This window comes from Chryseobacterium sp. OV279 (assembly GCF_900128945.1).
GTDB lineage: Bacteria > Bacteroidota > Bacteroidia > Flavobacteriales > Weeksellaceae > Chryseobacterium.
In genome coordinates this window covers 1,483,680-1,499,968 of the sequence record NZ_FQUD01000001.1, presented here as the reverse complement: position 1 = coordinate 1,499,968, position 16,289 = coordinate 1,483,680, and the positions used below count along the sequence as shown (strand labels likewise).

8 protein-coding genes are annotated in these 16,289 nt (G+C 40.9%); 3 read left to right on the top strand and 5 right to left on the bottom strand.

All coding sequences use genetic code 11. From position 1 onward, the window contains the following. The first annotated feature begins 105 nt into the window (after positions 1-105). On the top strand, positions 106-270 hold the full coding sequence (locus BUA72_RS24395; RefSeq protein ID WP_175548861.1) for a hypothetical protein: 165 nt from the start codon (positions 106-108) through the stop codon (positions 268-270). A 311-nt stretch (positions 271-581) separates the two neighbouring features. On the opposite strand, the gene BUA72_RS06675 is transcribed toward BUA72_RS24395, so the two are convergent. The 5 genes from BUA72_RS06675 to BUA72_RS06655 all read right to left on the bottom strand — a co-directional run bounded on the left by BUA72_RS06675 (position 582) and on the right by BUA72_RS06655 (position 14,384). After that, positions 582-1,310, bottom strand: coding sequence for a hypothetical protein (locus tag BUA72_RS06675; RefSeq protein ID WP_072922273.1), 729 nt, complete (start codon positions 1,308-1,310; stop codon positions 582-584). Between the two features lie 405 nt (positions 1,311-1,715). Further along, positions 1,716-2,126, bottom strand: a complete 411-nt coding sequence (locus tag BUA72_RS06670; protein WP_047451844.1) for a 5-fold beta-flower protein — start codon at positions 2,124-2,126, stop codon at positions 1,716-1,718. A gap of 141 nt (positions 2,127-2,267) precedes the next feature. After that, complete coding sequence (locus BUA72_RS06665; protein WP_072922272.1) at positions 2,268-5,846, bottom strand: RCC1 domain-containing protein; 3,579 nt, start codon at positions 5,844-5,846, stop codon at positions 2,268-2,270. Positions 5,847-5,995: 149 nt separating this feature from the next. Then, entirely contained in the window at positions 5,996-13,153 is a 7,158-nt protein-coding gene (locus tag BUA72_RS06660) for an RCC1 domain-containing protein (protein ID WP_175548860.1), read from the bottom strand. 55 nt (positions 13,154-13,208) lie between these two features. Further along, a complete protein-coding gene (locus BUA72_RS06655; protein ID WP_072922270.1) occupies positions 13,209-14,384 on the bottom strand; it encodes an autotransporter outer membrane beta-barrel domain-containing protein in 1,176 nt (391 codons plus the stop codon). A gap of 1,148 nt (positions 14,385-15,532) precedes the next feature. Between BUA72_RS06655 and BUA72_RS06650 the strand changes: the two genes are divergently transcribed. Together BUA72_RS06650 and BUA72_RS06645 are read left to right on the top strand one after the other, a co-directional pair. After that, positions 15,533-15,883: a hypothetical protein gene (locus tag BUA72_RS06650; protein WP_034724863.1), complete on the top strand. Its 351-nt coding sequence runs from the start codon at positions 15,533-15,535 to the stop codon at positions 15,881-15,883. Next, on the top strand, positions 15,849-16,265 hold the full coding sequence (locus tag BUA72_RS06645) for a hypothetical protein (protein ID WP_139259555.1): 417 nt from the start codon (positions 15,849-15,851) through the stop codon (positions 16,263-16,265). Before BUA72_RS06650 ends, BUA72_RS06645 begins: the two co-directional genes overlap by 35 nt. Positions 16,266-16,289: the final 24 nt, after the last annotated feature.

The following is a 16,289-nucleotide window of genomic DNA, read 5'->3' as shown; positions in this document are numbered from 1 at the left end:
TTCTTAATTTTTCAAACACAAGAAAATTGATAATAGAAAAGACAGGATGACGATACCGGTATGTCTACGATTTGCTTTTGTCAATTATTTTCACTATCTTGTAGTATGAAAAAAAATGAAAATCAAGGGAGTATAACCCATGCAGGTAGAATGAATGAACGAACAAAAGCGTTGGAAGTTCTTGAAAAAGCCAAGCAAACACAAGGGAAAATTACCTTTCTAAGAAAAGGTGTAGGGAGAAACTTTAAGCCAAAAACTGAGGAGTCATAAATCGAAATTGACTGAATTGATATCTTCAAAGAGTAGCATATTGTCGAAGAACTCGAAAATAAGATCCTGGAGCTCTTAAAAGAAAAATAGATCCGTACTGGCGGGCATAACGCAAATAAGCGGGATGGATGTTGATAGGATCCTGAATAGGTCAATTGACGATCGTAACGTATTTCTTCAGCGTATGGCAGATGATTGAGAGCGCAAACCAGCGTATAATTGTGCTGCCAAAATAAAACAATAGAGGCTGCCCATTTTGGGCAGCCTCTTGTTTGTTATATCTGTCTAGTCCTGAAATAGCAGAAGTCAAACTACCAGATTGATACTCTTCTGTTTCTATCTGTACTTTTAACCTGTACATACATTCTTTTTGCATCAACATTATAATATTCTACAGTAGGATTAGTATTATATAATGCTGTTATCCCAATAAAATATTTGCCACACCAACCACAATCTTTAGATTTTGTTTCCACTTCTATACCCTGACCATTAGGAGTACTATACCACTCTATTTTGGCGTGCTTACCAAGATCACTCCAGGTTTCAGTAAAATTCGGATATCTGTCGTTTTCTTTAATTTTGAACCTCGAACCTGATTTAAAGCATAGTAATTGTGTGTTTTCAATAACCGGCTTTTCAATAACATAAAACTTAATAAAAGCTTGCTCATTATTTGGAATAATATCAATTGATTCCTCTTTTGACTTAATATCTGTAGGTGGTATATCCAAATTATCTTTATCTATAATTTCGAAAGTCAATGCATCATTTTTGTATTCATCGATTACCGCTTTATCATTTGAAGTTGCTAAAAGTTTAGTAATATTATTATGTTTGTCAGTCAAAGTAATCGTCTCTGTATATTTTAACATCTCAGAACTTAAATCCTCGTCTTCCAATATTCGATTTTGAGATAAAGGCTTTTCTTCATTATTTATTTTTTCTAAATTTGTAAAAGAATCTTCTCTGTTACAGGAAATTAAAGTTGTTGCTAATCCTAAAAAGCAAAACGAAGTTGCTAAAAATGTGTTTTTCATAATTAAAAATTTAATTTTATTATTCACCTAATATTAATATTGTAGATAAAGACAATGTTCTTCTGTTACATCTTTGTATACATGATGCAAAATCGGAATACTCTCCACATAGGAGCCTTCACCATAACAAGCAAAGTCTCCATTAATAAACTTTAATTCTTTCATAATTATTAATTTTTTGATATTACTAAAGTAGAAGAAGTTTTACAAAAGAAATATCTAAAATTAGCAACTGCGTACTTTTATAAAATAGCTGCGATTTATAATCTAGTAACTGCGCCAGCAGCTCTTGTATTTAAAACCAAACTTTCGTCGCCTATAAAAAAGGCCCGGATTTTATGATCCAAGCCTTTATTTTTAATTTCTATACCCAGCAGAATAGTTTCCTCTTCCTGGTGATGATGATTAATCCAGTTTAAAAAAGAAATACACGACCGCTGCCCACTCCTTTTTAATTCCTCTGGCATAGCCAATCGTGCTGCGACTGCTGTTTTCTACCGTTCCATCGTCTTTGATATATCCAATGGTGGAACGGCTGCTGTTTTCTATGGTGCCATCCTTTTTAACGTAACCTACCGTAGAACGGCTGCTATTTTCTATGGTACCATCACTTTTGATATAGCCGATGGTTGAACGGCTTTTATTTTCAATAGTTCCGTCTGATTTGATGTATCCGACGGTGGAACGGCTGCTGTTTTCAATGGTTCCGTCCGATTTGATGTAGCCCGTTGTACTGCGGCTCCCCGATTCGATGGTTTGTGCACTTGCCATAAAAAGGCTGAAGAGAAGAAAACCAATGACTCCTGTTTTTTTCATGATTTTAAAATGTAATGGGTTATTATTTTGTTTTTTTGATATCTTAAAAATAACGATTCGTTTTAAAAAAAACAGCGCCACTTAAAAGATAAGTGACGCTATTTTTTATAGATCATGCTTCCGCACTTTCATTGATCATGTTTATCGCTTGATCACTTTTACAGTTTTTACGAAGTTATTCACTGCATTTACTTTCATCTGATACACTCCTGATGGGAAAGCAGAAACATCAATGGTTCCTTTGTTGTCATTGATCGCTTTAGTAAGCACCTGCTGGCCCGCCATATTGTAAACCGTAAGGGAAAGTATCTTTTGATCAAAAGAAACCGTCAGGATGTCACTTACCGGATTCGGGAATACTTTCAGCTGATCTTTCTGTGTTGAAACTTCATCAGTTCTTAAAACACTACCTGACGCACATCCAATAGGACTAAATATTCTTCTTTGGATAAGCGTACCATCTCCGAGCTGGCTCTTTCTATTATCGCCGGTACCTGATAAAAATCCACTATTACTGATAACGAATGAATTACTACCCCCTGCTACTGCCGTTTTTCTGTCGGTAGCCGTCCCAATAAGTACTGGGCTTAGTCCCGACAAGCTTGTACCGTCTCCTATTTGTCCGTTCTCATTAGTTCCCCAGGACCACAGAGTTCCGTCTGTTTTGATGGCTACAGAATTAAAACGCCCCGTATCAAAACTTTTCCAATCGGTGGCTGTTCCTACCTGACCCGGCGATGTTCTGGAATCTCTGGATCCGTTCCCCAGTTGCGCAGATAAGTTATCACCCCAACTCCAAATAGTTCCATCTGTTTTCATAGCCATGGAATGATCTCCGGAAGCATCAACACTTTTCCAGTTTGTCGCCATTGTTATTCTTACCGGCGTTGTTTTACTGGTTGTATTTTCGTTTCCTAACTGTCCGTCATAATTTTTACCCCATGCCCACAGGGTTCCGTCTGTTTTTATTCCCAAAGCATGATCGTCTCCGGCAGCGATACTTCGCCAGTCAGCAGCAGTTCCTACCTGTGTGGGTACAGTTCTGCTGTAGGTACTTCCATCTCCGTAATTACCATAGTAATTATGTCCCCAAGCCCATAATGTTCCATTGGCTTTTAGGGCTAGCGTATAATAATCTCCAACGGCAACACTTACCCAGTCGTTTGCCGAGCCTATTTTCAACGGAGTTGTTCTGTTGTTGGTCGTCCCGTCTCCCAATTGTCCGAATTGGTTATTACCCCAAGCCCATAGCGTTCCGTCTGTTTTAATAGCCACTGTATGATTATATGCAACAGCTATTTTCCAGACTCCTGAAATGGCTATAGGTGTTGGAGTCGCTCTATTGGTTGTAGTCCCATCTCCTAATTGTCCGTCTTCATTAATTCCCCATCCCCATAATGTTCCGTCTGTTTTCGTTGCGAAAGTATAGTTATATCCGGAAACCACTGTGTTCCAGCAGCCTGTACCACCGGAAAGTGTGGTAAATGTACCACCCGGAATCCAGCTTGTCTGGCTCGTTGCACAATGAGCTGCTACCCAGTAATAGTAAGTAGTCCCAGGCAACAGATTATTCAAATTGACGGTTGTAGAAGTCGTTGTTTCATAGATCCCTCCAATAATTGGGTTGGTGCTGTATGCATACACATATCCGTTAGCTGGTGCCGGTGTTGGTGCAGTCCAGTTAAGGGTAGCCGTCCCCGAAGTAATATTAGTGGCAGAAAGCTGCGTTGGAACAGCACAGTTGGAAGGACAAGGTATGGATGTGAGTGTGTTCTTTTCCACAAAGGTACCATCACCCAACTGCCCATTGGTGTTAGCTCCCACAGCTTTTAAAGATCCGGAAAAAGTCAGGTTAAGAAAATGCGAGTATCCGCTGGAAATCATCATATTGTCCGTAGTAGAGTCCAATTGTGTAGGGGATGTAATGTCCGCGGTCCCGCTTCCAAACATTCCGGAGTAATTGCTACCCCAGCCCCAGAGTGTTCCTCCTGTTCTTATTCCCACAGATTCTCCTGATGCTGCAGCAATACGGATCCAATTGCTTCCTGTTCCGATTTGGGTTGGAGCTTTTTTAGCAACTGTGGTTCCGTCTCCCAACTGACCTGATCCATTGGACCCCCAGGCCCAAAGTGTTCCGGTAGATTTTAAAGCTAATGTGTGACTCCCTCCTGCGGCTATCTTCAGCCAGTTCGTAGCAGTTCCCACCTGTTTTGGAGAACCATCATAGATCGTAGTTACGTTAGTTCCATTCCCTAATTCTCCGTTAGTATTTCTCCCCCAGGTCCATAAGGTTCCGTCTGTTTTGAGGCCTACAGAATAATAGTCTCCGGCAGATATTTTATCCCAATTGGTAGCGTTTCCAACTTTGAACGGAATAAATCGGTCGATTCTGGATCCATCTCCTAGCTGTCCGTCATAATTCCTGCCCCAGGACCATAGCGTTCCGTCTGTTTTAAGGGCTAATGTATGGGAATCTCCGGCACTAACAGCTTTCCAATTGTTTGCTGTTCCTATTTTAACCGGAGCAGTTCTCATGATGGTCGTATTATTCCCCAACTGTCCATATCGGTTTGCTCCCCAAGTCCATAGCGTTCCATCGGTCTTAATGGCCACTGTATGGTCATATCCTGTACTTACTGTTTTCCAGTCGCTTGCTGTTCCAACCTGCATCGGAGCATTTCTTCGAATAACTCCTCCGTCTCCAAGCTGGCTGGAAGAATTACTCCCCCATACCCATAAGGTACCGTCTGTTTTGATACCTGCGGAATAATATTCTCCGGCACTGATCATTTGCCAGCAGCCTGTTGCGTTTTGAGGAACCGCTTTCACGAGTCCCTGCTGTGTATATCCTATCCAGATCGTATTGGTGTTCTGGGTTTTCACAACGTTGAGTGTGTTATTGGGAAGGCCGGCACCGGCCGCAGTATAGGTAACGCAATCACTGAAGTTTTGCAATCCGCTTCCTCCATAGCCAATCCATACTTCATTGTTGCTATCTACATCAAGGGTATTTATTGAAGTATTGGCCACGCAAGAACTTCCTATAGAATACGTGTTGAGTAAAGTTCCCGCAGTAGAGTAAGTAAGCATACCGCTAGTGGTGTCAACATACACGATATTATCATCAATTTTCACTACTTTTTCGGCATCCTGTACGATGAAATTAAAATTGGTTCCATTATATTTATACAAAGCTCCATTATTGGTCACCCAAACTCCATTGTTGCTGTCCGTCTTTAATGAGTTGATATTGGGGAATGAAGAATCCGTAGTCCATGTGGTACCATTAAATTTTGTAAGCCCGTCTGTTGTGATTACCCATAAATTATTGGCCGTGTCTACAGCGATATTTTTAACCGCATTGCTGGGAAGACCTGAATTGGCGGTGGTGTAGTTCGTCCATGTCGTTCCGTTGAATAAGATAATCCCATTGTTCTGGGTGGCCATCCATTTTCTTCCTAAACCATCAATTTCTATTTCTTTGACAGCATTGGATGCAATACCCGAATTACCTGTGTTGTAATTGGTAAAAGCAGTTCCGTTGAATGTTGAAATTCCATTGTTGGTAGCTATCCACAGCAGGCCGGTATTATCAGTTTTAATATCACTGATGTTGTTACCGCCTATCCCCGAATTTGAAGTATTGTACACTGTATACGTAAATTGTGCAGAGACTATACCGGAAAGGAAAATGAGCCATAAAAAGTACATTCTTCTCATCTTAATTTTCTTTTAGTAGTTTTTTTAATTGTAGTGTTTATTTTTTAAGCAGATCAATGACAAGCCCACTAAGGTTTAACTGATTTCTTTCTATTTTTTAGTAATAAAATCATCACCAAACCTTAGCGGTTGTCATCAAATTTTAAGGTTTATCTTTTAATTATTTTTACTGTTTTCGTAAAGTCATTGGCTGCATTTACTTTCAACAGGTACACTCCTGAAGGGAAAGCAGATACATCAATGGTTCCTTTAGTATCGTTGATCGCTTTAGTAAGTACCTGTTGTCCTGCGGCACTGTAAACCGTAACGGAAAGAATCTTTTGATCAAAAGAAACCGTCAGGATATCACGTACAGGATTCGGGTAAACTTTCAGCTGATCCACCTGTGCTGCAACCTCATCAGTCCTTAAAACAATACCTGTAGGACAGCTAATAGGAACCAATATTTTCCTTTGAATATTGGTACCGTCTCCAACCTGACCATAGTTATTAATTCCACAGCTTGATAAGAACCCACTGCTATTGATAACAAGCGTATTAGCTGATCCTGCTGCAATAGTTTGCCTATCAGCAGATGATTCTATAAGTGTAGGTGCATATTTATTGGTTAATGTTCCGTCTCCTAACTGTCCATAATTATTATTCCCCCATGTCCAAAGCGTTCCATCAGTTTTGATGGCAGCAGAAGAACTATTACGGCCAGCATCTATACTGCGCCAATTTGTTGCTGTCCCGATTTGTGTCGGAATGTTGGTTGAACCTGTAGATGTAGTTCCATTTCCAAGCTCCCCAATGAAATTGCTTCCCCAGGTCCACAGTGTTCCATCAGTTTTTATCCCTACCGAATGACTATGTCCTCCATCAACATTTCTCCAATTCGTAGCCATTCCAATTTTAACAGGCACAGTTTTATTGGTCCCGGTTCCATCACCTAGCTGGCCATATCCGTTATATCCCCAACCCCAGAGTGTTCCGTTTGTTTGTATGGCGAAACTATATTCTGCTCCTGCTGCGACACTTTGCCAGTCCGTTAATGTTCCAATCTGTATAGGCACAGTTTTATTGGTAGTTGTACCATCACCTAATTGTCCCCAAATATTACGTCCCCAAGCCCAAAGTGTTCCATTTGATTTTAGAGCTATCGTATGATTGGAACCAGAGGCAATACTAACCCAATCCGTTGATGTTCCTATTTGCGTTGGGGTAAGTCGTCGTACTGTTGTTCCATCGCCTATTTGTCCATAATCATTATTACCCCATGCCCATAATGTACCGTCTGTTTTTATTCCTACTGAATGGTGAAATCCGACAGCAGTTTTACTCCAATTATTTGCGGTTCCAACTTGTGTTGGGGTATTTTTGCCAAAAATAGTCCCGTTTCCTAATTCTCCACCGAAATTATCTCCCCACGCCCATAATGTTCCGTCTGTCTTTATTCCTAACGAATGATTATCACCAGCAACAACATTTTTCCAACAGCCAGCTGCAGCTGTAGGAAGTGTATTGAAGGAACCTCCTGCCGTCCAGCTACTCTGGCTGGATACGCAATTAGATGCCACCCACCAATAGTAAGTGGTATTAGGTAATAAATTGGTAAGATTGGCCGTAGTGGAAGTACTTGTTCCGTCTATCCCTCCAATAATCGAATTGGTACTGTAAAGATACTGGTAGCCTCCATTGGGAGCTGATACAGATGCTGTCCAGTTAAGGGTGACTGTTGAAGATGTGATATTGGAAGTATACAACTGAGATGGAGGGGTACAGTTTGTAATACATGCAATAGAAACAAATGCGTTCTTTTTAACAAGAGTTCCATCTCCTAACTGGCCTACTTCATTGGCACCTGCTGCTTTCAGGAAGCCATCCGTATTTAAAGCTAATGTATAATATCCTCCTGCAGAGAGTACGCTAAAATCGTTATCATTTGAAATATAAAACGTGTTTGAATTATTGTTGGTAGTGCTGTTAGCCAGCTGACCAAAATAATTATACCCACAGGCAAACATATTTCCGGTTGTCATTATTCCTACTGTATGATGTCCTCCTGCATCAACGCTTTGAACTCCATCAGAGACAAGTGTCGGTACTAATCTGTTGACATAGGTACCGTCACCAAGCTGTCCCTGGCTATTGTCTCCCCATGTATACAGTATTCCGTTCCCAGTTTTCGCTGCAGCATGCATAAATCCGGCAGAAACATCAGTCCAGTCAGTATTGGTTCCGATTTGCTTAGGTAAGGTTCTTTGTGTTGTGGTCCCGTCGCCCAGCTGACCATTGTTATTATATCCCCAGGCCCAAAGTGTACCTCCGGTTTTTACTGCCAGAGAGAAATCAGTTCCTGCTGCAATACTTCGCCAATCGGTTGCAGTTCCTATTTGGGTAGGGACATTCTTATCTGTAGACGTCCCGTCACCTAACTGACCATACTGGTTACTTCCCCAGGCCCACAGTGTTCCATCTGTTTTTAACGCTAGTGTTTGTCTTTTTCCAGCCGCAGCATCTGCCCAGTCGGCAGCTGTTCCGATCTGTGTTGGTGTCGTTTTATTCACAGTGGTTCCGTTTCCTAGTTGTCCCACAGAGTTATACCCCCAGGACCAAAGCGTTCCATCTGTTTTAAGTGCTACTGAATACTGAGCACCTGCCATAATTTTTTTCCAGTTGTTTGCGGTTCCTATCTGTTTTGGAACATTTCTGTCAGTGGTAGTTCCATCACCTAACTGGCCATACTGGTTGCTTCCCCAGGCCCAAAGTGTTCCATCTGATTTGATTCCTAATGAATGCGTTTCACCGGCCATAATCTTTTGCCAGCAACCTGCCGGAGGGAGCGTAGTGAAAGATCCTCCCTGCACCCAGCTGCTTTGGCTGGATCCGCAATTGGATGCCATCCACCAATAATAGGTCGTATTAGGCATTAGATTGGTAATGTCGGCTGTTGTAGCGATCGTATTTCCGTTAGGACTTCCCATGGTTGAAGAAGTTCCATAGGCATAAATATATCCTCCTGCAGGCGCTGTTGCCAGTGGTGACCAGTTAAGCGTAGCCGTTGTAGAAGTGATATTGGAAGTAGATAACTGACTAGGAGGATTACATGGAATACAGGTAATAGAAACGAATGAATTTCTCTGAATTGTAGTACCATCACCTAAGCGTCCTCCCTCGTTATTTCCAACTGCTTTTAAGTATCGATCTGTATTTAAAGCTAAAGTATGGAATGCTCCTGCAGAAACCACACTATAATCGCTGTCGTTTCCTATGGCAAGCCAGTTCGGGTTATTAGTCGTCGTGTTATTCCCCAACTGACCATAATTATTGGCTCCGCAGGCATATAGTTTTCCGGCTGTAGTTACGGCTACGGTATGATATGCTCCTGCAGCAATACTTTTGATGTTGCCCACTATAATTATCGGTGCCAAAATGTTCGTATAGGTACCATTACCAAGCTGCCCTTTGTCATTTCGTCCCCAAGTATAAATCGCTCCACCTGTGTTGAGTGCTGCAGAATGGGTATATCCTGCTGCAACAGTTGACCAGCTATTTGCTGTTGCTATTTGCGTAGGCAGGATTCTATCGGTGGTTGTACCATCACCCAGCTGTCCGTAATTGTTCAAGCCCCATGCCCAAAGTGTATTATCGGTTCTTATTCCCAGAGAAAAGCTATCCCCTCCTGCAATACTTTTCCAGTTGGTTGCTGTTCCTATCTGCGTAGGTAATGTTTTATTTAAAATAGTCCCGTCACCTAATTGTCCGTTTCCATTATTTCCCCAGCCCCAAAGGGTACCGTTGTTTTTTACAGCTAAAGTATGGTTTACCCCACTGCCAATATCTGCCCAGTCGGTAGCTGTTCCTATTTGTGTAGGTACATTTACGTTAGTGGTGGTTCCGTTTCCTAGCTGACCTACTGAATTGTAACCCCATGCCCATAGCGTTCCGTTGGTTCTCAGTCCAATTGAATACTGAGCACCTGTCACAATTTTTTTCCAGTTGGTTGCTGTTCCTATTTGCGTTGGAACATGTTTGTCTGTATTTGTTCCATCACCTAGCTGCCCATCGCTGTTAGTTCCCCAGGCCCAAAGTGTTCCGTCTGACTTTATCCCTGCAGAATGGGTACTGCCTGCAGCAATACTTTGCCAGCAGCCCGTAGGCGGAAGTGTCGTAAATGTTCCTCCCGGTACCCAATCACTTTGAGTGGATCCGCAATGAGATGCTACCCACCAATAATACGTGGTACTTGGTAATAAATTTATTACATTAGCTGTTGTAGAAATAGTTGTATTATTAGTATGACTGGCACTTCCAACATTGAATGAAGTACCATATTTGTACATATATCCTCCGGCAGGTACTGTTGCTGGTGCTGACCAGTTAAGCGTAGCCGTTATAGAAGTAATATTGGAAGCAGATAACTGGCTTGGAACAGGACAGTCTGTAGGACAAGCGATGCTTATCGGTGTGTAAGAACCGGCCTGAAATCCGTTTGTACCATTACCCAACTGACCATTACTATTATATCCCCATGAATACAGAGACCCGTCAGATTTTAAAGCAATTGAATGATAATCACCTGCTGAGATACTGTACCAGTTACTATCTGCTCCAATACGTTTCGGTGCAGTTCTGTTCGTGGTCGTCCCATCCCCTAATTGTCCGTAAATATTTTTACCCCAAGCCCAAAGTGAACCATCGGTTTTAATGGCCAATGAGTGTTCTGTATAACTATCAATACTTTTCCAATTGGTATCTGTTCCAATTTGTGTAGGTACATTTTTATTAGTGGTAGTCCCATCCCCTAACTGTCCGTAAACATTACTTCCCCAGGTCCACAAAGTACCATCCGTCTTTATTGCTATTGAATACTGTAAGCCTGCAACAGCTGTTTTCCAGTTGGTATCTGTCCCTATTTGTGTCGGCACCAAACCATTGGTAGTATTCCCGTTACCCAACTGACCACTGTCATTATTACCCCAGGTCCATAGCGTGCCATCTGTTTTCAAAGCTACGACATGTTGGCCTGTTGTTGATATCGAGGCCCAGTCTGTTGCTGTACCAATCTGTACAGGAGCTGATTTATTGATTACTGTTCCGTCTCCTAAAGATCCTTTACTGTTACCACCCCAGGCCCATAGTGTACCATTGGTTTTCAGTGCCAGTGTGGTTTCAAATCCGGCTGCTATAGTTTTCCAGTCTGTAGCTGTACCCACTTGTTTAGGGATAAAGATAGCCGTAGTATTGCCATATCCTAACTGACCGGCATTATTGAATCCCCATGTCCAGATTGTACCGTCCTTTTTTAAAGTAGCAGTATGCTGTCCGGCTGAGATAATATGCTTCCAATTGCTGGCAGTTCCTATTCTTTTAGGCATATTATAAAGAATAGACACATCTTCTCCAAAATTGCCTTCGCCCCAGGCCCAAAGGCTACCATCGGCTTTAATAGCAAAATTACGGAAGCCACCTGCCTGTATTTCCTCAAAACATCCTGAGAAAGGGAGTGTCGTAAATGATCCTCCCGGTACCCAACTGCTTTGGCTGGATCCGCACTTAGATGCTACCCACCAATAATATGTAGTGGATGGCGATAAGTTGGTTAAACTTGCTACGTTAGAAACTACAGTACCATTGGAACTGCCCACAGTTGAAGCAGTACCATAGGCATATACATATCCCCCACCAGGTGCCGGTGTTGCCGGGAACCAATTAAGAGTAGCTGCCGTAGAAGTGATATTGGAAGTATACAACTGACTTGGAGGCGTACAGTTTGAAGTACATGCAATAGAAGTGATGGTAAATTTAGAAGAGGTAGTACCATCACCTAATTGACCCGTATAATTATCTCCGCATGCTTTCAGGAAACCATCATTATCCAAAGCTAAAGTATGGTCCCCTGACATAGCTGCACTCACCAGTTTATAATTGGTAGCAGATCCTACCGTAATCCAGTTCTTTTTATCAATGCCTGTACCATCACCAAGCTGACCATACTCATTGGCACCGGAAGCAATTAAAGTTCCGGTTGTTGTTACTGCTAAGGTGTGATAAGATCCTGCAGAAGCACTCTGAATACCACTACGTACAAGGGTTAATGTTGATCGGTCTGTAATGGTATTATCCCCAAGTTGTCCTTTGTGATTTCTTCCCCAGGTATAAAGTTGCCCATTAGTATTTACTACTGCAGCGTGGGTGTATCCGGCTGAAACACTTGCCCAGTTTGTAGCTGTTCCTATTTGTGTAGGTACCATTATGAATGATGCAGTACCGCTACTCAGCATTCCATAAACATTTACACCCCAGCCCCAAAGTGTACCGTCAGTTTTTAATCCAAGAGAAAAATCCTCTCCTAATGATATACTTTTCCAATTGGTTGCTGTTCCGATTTGTGTAGGTGTACTCCTGTTGGTATAGGTTCCATCACCTAGATGAGCGCCCATATTACGGCCCCAGCCCCAAAGTGTTCCGTTTGCTTTTATAGCCATTGTATGACTAATTCCGGCAGCAATATCTACCCAGTCGCTATCTGTTCCTATTTTTGTAGGTGTGTTTCTAGAGATTGTGGTTCCATCTCCCAGCTGGCCTACCGGGTTCTCCCCCCAGGTCCATAGCGTTCCGTCGGTCTTTACAGCCACTGAATAGCTTAATCCGGCAACCACTTTTTTCCAATTATTGGCTGTACCTATCTGGACTGAAACATTTCGTTGAATATTAGTTCCATCACCCAGTTGTCCATAACCATTTTGACCCCAGGTCCAAAGTGTGCCATCTGTTTTTACTCCAACGGAATGGCTACCGCCTGCAGTGACGCTCTTCCAACAACCTGCAGGTCCTGCGGGTTGTACATCAACAACGTTTTTGAAAACAGGTCCCCAGGTCCCGTTGTTATCTTTGACACGGATATTAAATGTATGCAATCCAATAGATGGTAGGGTAATTCCTGTCTTTACGATTTGCTCATAAGCCCTGTCAAAATTACCATCTGCAGCCAGAACTGCGGTTCCGTTTCCTGCTCCCGGATCGGTATCCCAGAAATATTCGGCTTGTGAAAGAGCCAGTAAGGGAGAGGTCTGAGTTTGCTGAACATTAATGACATTAGTAAAAACAGGTCCCCAAACCCCGGTATTGTCTTTAATACGGATATTAAGTTTATGCAAACCATTACCTGGTGTAGCAATCCCCGTTTTGGTCAGTTGCTCAAAAGCACTGTTGAAATTCCCATCCGCAGCTAAAACGGCAGTTCCGTTTCCTGTACCCGGATCGGTATCCCAAAAATACTCGGCCTGGCTTACGTACATCTGTGCCGGGCACAACATGATCATAAGCAAAGCGATTATACTATAGATATATTTATTCATATTGTTCTATCATTAAGAATTATTTGGAAAAACCTGAACCGGTGATGTTCAAAGTTCCACTGCTGATGGTTCTTGGAGTTACCAGATAGTTCACCTGAGGTTTTCCTCCGCTGTCTGCAGGCCAGTAGTTAGCCCAGCTATTGGAACCTCCATAATGCCCGGCGTCGTTTCTGGTTAAATCTAAATCGGTATAGCTTACGTCAGGATTTCCCGCATCTGCATTCATTCCACTTATGGTGTAATCCGTATTGTTGAAGTTCATATTGACAGATCCTGAATTGTTACTTTGGGTCATAGTTCCTTCTGTTACAAATGGATTGGTAAATACATTATAAGAAGCTGTCACAGTAGCATTATTATTGTTTTTAATACAAACATTGGTTGCTCCTACCACAAAGGAAGCTGCATTGTTCATAATGGCAATATTTCCGGTGTTTCCATTATTTAAGTTGATGAAAAATGGTGCTACGTCACCGCCATTAGGATCATAGATGGTATTGTTAATGATTTCGTTGGCACTGCCTGTTTTAATAGCATACACAAATACCCCACGACAAAAATTATTGTAGAATTTAAAATTATAATTGGATTGTGAGTGTGTTAACCCAAAATCAGATTTATTTCCATACACTTCTATATCGGTGGTTGCAAGAACTGTATCTGTTGTGGTAGAATTGGCAGAAATCGACTGCGCTTTATTAGCCGTAATTCTTCCATGGGAAAAACTAATCCCTCCCGACACTGTAGAACCCGAAATATTTGTGGTGGTATTGGTTTGGTTGGTATTAACATTATTTAAATAACAGTTATAAAGGTTTATGGTAGTTCTTCCACCGGTTGACGGACCACTTGCCACAACGTTGTAGATGGTAAAGTTTCCTGAACTCAAACTGCTGATATTCACTACTCTTCCTGCTGCCGGATTGATGGTAATGGTTCCCTGAATGAAATATTTATTATAACTGGTTTCAGAGACAAAAGTCAGCGATTTGTTGATCGTCAGATTTTCTACATAGGCAGTCCCGTTTGTTTTGGGCTGAATAATGATGCGGTCTCCGTCTGAAGCAGCTGTAATGGCTGCACTTACGGTAGAATAAGCTCCGCCGGCTCCAGCGTTTCTTACATACAGATCGGCTGCAAAAGCCATGGTCCCGGATAAACCTGTCATGGCCATGATAAGTAGTTTTTTTGTCATAATAGTAAAAAGAATAATTGGTTTAATATTAAATGGATACTTTGATTTTTAAAATACTTTAGCTGACTTATCTATTAAAAATTCTTACAAAATCAAATGAATTTATAGACAAATACAAGCTTAATCAATGAATTAACATTGATCGTGAAAATATTTTGTGGATCGGATCATACAGCATCATCACTGATACAACAGCAAACTTCCTCAAGCATCCCTAGAATTGATGCAGAATACCTGTAATGCTTTCATTACATAGTATAATCTCCAGCTGACGAGTGGAAATACCCGATCAGCCATATCGGTTCAATACGACTTGTGCTCTAGAGAAATTTTGAGTACTTACTGTGTTTTAAATTGTTGGAAACAATGAGTGGTGATGAATGAGTAAAATGAAATGCAGTGAAGTTGTGTTCATTTTCATGATAATTAGTTTTCAATGTTAGTTTTTGGTTTTTAGTTTTTTTTTGAAACAACCATTATCCAGCAGGATTTTATGTTGTTGAGTGCAAAAATATATTTTTATTGTGGATGTTCAAACAGTTTATAAAAAAATAATCACAATAATTTCATCTCTTAACGTGTATGGTACCACACTTTTAAGGATAAATTTTACATTTTTATTAATATTATTCATTCAAATAGTCCATTTATCTTTAAAATAATTTTTCACTTTTAATTGTTTTTTTTGCATTTCTCTATTTCCAATATACGATGATCGAATTGTATTTTTTACAAATTTTCAGTCTCTAAAACTATTAATCTCTAATTTGAATATAAAGAGCCTCATTCTTATAGGCGCAGTGCATACCCAATGATAATAAATTGGTTACAAACAGATTAAATCCTTACGTATAAATACGCAATTCGTAATTCAGGTATTTTCACTTATCAGGGGATTATTTTATTTTCTTTACTTTGAATAGTTCTTTAATGAAGCTTGGCATCTATAAACAAAGGCGAATTTGAAAAGTCCGATGATAAAATATAACAGAGAAAGAGAGAAGACCATATAGGTTTCAGATAAGATAAAATTGAGGTTAAAAATGAAGGAGAGCTATCATGACTATAATTTAAAAATTAAGTTCTTTATCCCACACTAACATTACATTTTTTCAAAAATATTTTTTATAACCTTAAAACTAATAATTATGGCATCACAAAATCCAGTAATCAATCAAAGTGGAAACGCTAGTATTAAATCAGGTCAGTTTTGTACCTGGAACACAGCAAACGGAACAAACTCCACTATTACTATTGCTAACTCCAGCAGAAGCAACGTACTGAAATTCGCTATTTCAGGAGCACCAGGAAGCGGTATTTCTGTAGAAGACGCAGGCAATCCAAGACAAATGCTTGATGGAATCTACTCTTTAAAGCCTAACTCTCCCAACATTGTGTTGACTGCTTTTGGTGATTTTGTAGGCTCTACAGTCACTATCACAAACATCACTAATGCTCAAAATGATGCTGAGGCAACTATTCAGTGCCAAACCAGCTAAGTGCAGCTATAAACTTCACTTTCAGATCCTTTTACTATTTATTCTTGGCCATACCCTGGCAATGGGTCAGGGGCTGGCCAGGTCTAAAGCTGATACCGTATCGCTTTCCCGTTTTGAATATGCACAAAAACTAACTAATAACGGAAGCGATTGTATCTGTTCGATCACCAATACCAGTCAGGCTAATATAGCGATGGCCGTTTTGACCGGTGCCCCTGATACCATTCAAATGGACAATGCGGAAACTTTCAATGGTATACATTCTTTAAGGCCCGGCCAGCAGCTCATTACTGTAGGCAACTTTGAAGGCAAGAAAATCACCGTATTAAATCTGTCATTGATGGATGTTGTGATTCTTGTTATGCTATTCTGCCCTGGTTAAGTATTCACCTTATTCCATTTTGAG